Below are 2,752 nucleotides of genomic sequence, written 5' to 3' on the forward strand. Positions count from 1 at the left end.
CAGAACTGGCAGGAGGCGACGATGTTTGATTCCATCGTGCTGTCGACCGGCGGTCCGGAGTTCTACAAGAAGGCTTTCAACGACCTCGACGATGAATCGCTGAAGTCCGACACGATGAAGAAGTCGTTCGATAACCTCGCCACGATCATCAAATATGTCGACCCGAACTTCTCGGGCCGCGACTGGAACCTTGCGACCGCCATGGTCATCAAGGGTGATGCGCTGGTGCAGGTGATGGGCGACTGGGCCAAGGGCGAATTCGTCGCCGCCAAGAAGACGCCGGATACCGACTTCCTGTGCTACCGCTTCCCCGGCACCGACGGCAGCGTGGTCTACAACTCCGACATGTTCGGTATGTTCAACGTTCCCGACGACCGCAAGGCGGCCCAGGTGGCGCTGGCAACGGCAACGCTGTCGAAGAGCTTCCAGTCGGCCTTCAACGTCGTCAAGGGTTCGGTACCGGCTCGTACCGACGTTCCCGATACCGACTTCGACGCCTGCGGCAAGAAGGGCATCGCCGACCTGAAGGCAGCCAACGAAGGCGGCACGCTGTTCGGCTCGCTGGCGCAAGGCTATGGCGCTCCGCCGGCCATCGCCAATGCCTATAAGGATGTCGTCTCGAAGTTCGTCCACGGCCAGATCAAGACCTCCGACGAAGCCGTCAAGCAGCTCGTCCAGGCGATCGACGACGCCCGCTGAGACCACGTGTGATGACAAATGCTTCCCCGCATGCTGGCGGGGAAGCTTCAGGCTTCGCGCCGATCATGCGGGATGATCATGCGGGGCCGATTGCCCGGACGATCATGCAGGCAGGAGATGACATTCCATGAGCACCGTTGCGACCACCGATCCGGTTCTAACGCCGAGGCAATCGACGGGGATCTCGTTGAGGGGCCGGCTGCAGGATGCGCTGCCGAAGATCGTGCTGGCGCCGAGCTTCGTCATCACCATCATCTTCGTCTACGGCTTCATCGTCTGGACGGCCTATCTGTCGTTTACCAATTCCAAGACCTTTCCCTCCTATGCGCTGACGGGGCCACGCGCCTATCAGCGGCTGTGGCGCTGGACCTTCGAGAGCGATCCGCCGTCGTCCTGGTATACCTCGATCACCAACATGGCGATCTTCGGCTTCCTCTATGTCGGCATCTGCCTGGCGCTCGGCCTGTTCCTCGCCATCCTGCTCGACCAGAAGATCCGCGGCGAGAGCGTGTTGCGGCCGATCTTCCTCTATCCGATGGCGCTCTCCTTCATTGTGACCGGCGTTGCCTGGAAATGGTTCCTCGATCCCGGCCTCGGGCTGGAACAGACGCTGCACCACTTCGGCTGGACGAGCTTCCACTTCGACTGGATCAAGAACAAGGACTTCGTCATCTACACCGTCGTCATCGCCGGCGTCTGGCAGGCGTCCGGCTTCGTCATGGCGATGTTCCTGGCGGGCCTGCGCGGCATCGACGGCGAGATCATGAAGGCAGCGCAGATTGATGGCGCCTCGCCATTCCAGCTCTATCGGCGCATCGTCATTCCGCTGCTGCGGCCGATCTTCTTGTCGGCCTTCATCGTGCTCGCCCATATGGCGATCAAGTCCTACGATCTGGTGGTGGCGCTGACCTCGGGCGGCCCCGGCGGCTCGGCCTGGCTGCCGTCCAACTTCATGTATGAATACACCTTCAAGCGCAACGAGATGGCCGTCGGCTCGGCCAGCGCCATCATCATGCTGATGACGATCTCGGCGATCATCGTTCCCTATCTCTATTCCGAACTGAAGGAGAAGGCGCGATGAGCAGCGTGACCACTCCGATAGCAGCCTCGCAGAACAGCACCAACACCCGCTGGATCGGCCGCACCGTCATCTACGGCCTGCTGCTGGTCTTTGCCGTCCTCTACCTGATGCCGCTCTTCGTCATGCTGACGACCTCGTTCAAGACCATGGACGAGATCCAGAACGGCAACATGCTGGCGCTGCCGCAATCGCCGACCTTCGATCCCTGGATCAAGGCCTGGGGCGAGACCTGCGTCGGGCTCACCTGCGCCGGCATCAAGGGCTACTTCTGGAACTCGATCAAGATGGTCGTGCCGGCCGTCGCAATCTCCACCATCATGGGGGCGCTGAACGGTTATGTGCTGACCAAATGGCGCTTTCCCGGCCACACGCTGGTGTTCGGGCTGATGCTGTTTGCCTGCTTCATTCCGTTCCAGTCGGTGCTGTTGCCGATGGCGACGATCCTCGGCAGTCTCGGCCGCTTCGGCATGACGCTGCAGAATGCCACGGGCTGGAACTTCGGCTTCGGCAATCCGACCGTCAACCTGGTCTTCGTCCACGTCGTCTATGGCTTGGGCTTCACGACGCTGTTCTTCCGCAATTTCTACGAGGCCTTTCCGACCGAACTCGTCAGAGCCGCCCAGGTCGATGGCGCCAGCTTCTTCCAGATCTTCCGCCGCATCATGCTGCCGAACTCGCTGCCGATCATCGTCGTCACTGTCATCTACCAGTTCACCAATATCTGGAACGACTTCCTGTTTGCCTCGGCTTACGCCGGCACCGGTGACACCATGCCGATGACGGTGGCGCTGAACAATGTCGTCAACACTTCGACGGGCGTCGTCGAATACAATGTCAACATGGCGGCGGCGATGATCGCCGCCGTGCCGACGCTCATCGTCTATATCCTCGCCGGCCGCTACTTCGTGCGCGGTCTGATGGCGGGCGCTGTCAAAGGGTAATCCATGGCCTTCCTCGAAATCTCCGGTCTCA

Annotated in this window: 3 protein-coding genes; all 3 read left to right on the top strand. The window is 60.8% G+C overall.

The window, feature by feature from the left end; translation table 11 throughout:
• Positions 1 to 699, top strand: a 699-nt coding sequence (locus tag GR198_RS35140; RefSeq protein WP_164070482.1) for an ABC transporter substrate-binding protein, incomplete at its 5' end; no start/stop codon positions are given.
• Between the two features lie 127 nt (positions 700 to 826).
• A complete protein-coding gene (locus GR198_RS35145; protein ID WP_011651449.1) occupies positions 827 to 1,780 on the top strand; it encodes a carbohydrate ABC transporter permease in 954 nt (317 codons plus the stop codon).
• Entirely contained in the window at positions 1,777 to 2,721 is a 945-nt protein-coding gene (locus GR198_RS35150) for a carbohydrate ABC transporter permease (RefSeq protein ID WP_164070483.1), read from the top strand. The genes GR198_RS35145 and GR198_RS35150 overlap by 4 nt, the downstream gene beginning before the upstream one ends.
• The last annotated feature ends 31 nt before the right edge of the window (positions 2,722 to 2,752 follow it).

Origin of the sequence: Rhizobium leguminosarum, from assembly GCF_010668065.1 — a bacterium.
In the GTDB taxonomy this organism is placed as follows: Bacteria; Pseudomonadota; Alphaproteobacteria; order Rhizobiales; family Rhizobiaceae; genus Rhizobium; species Rhizobium leguminosarum_S.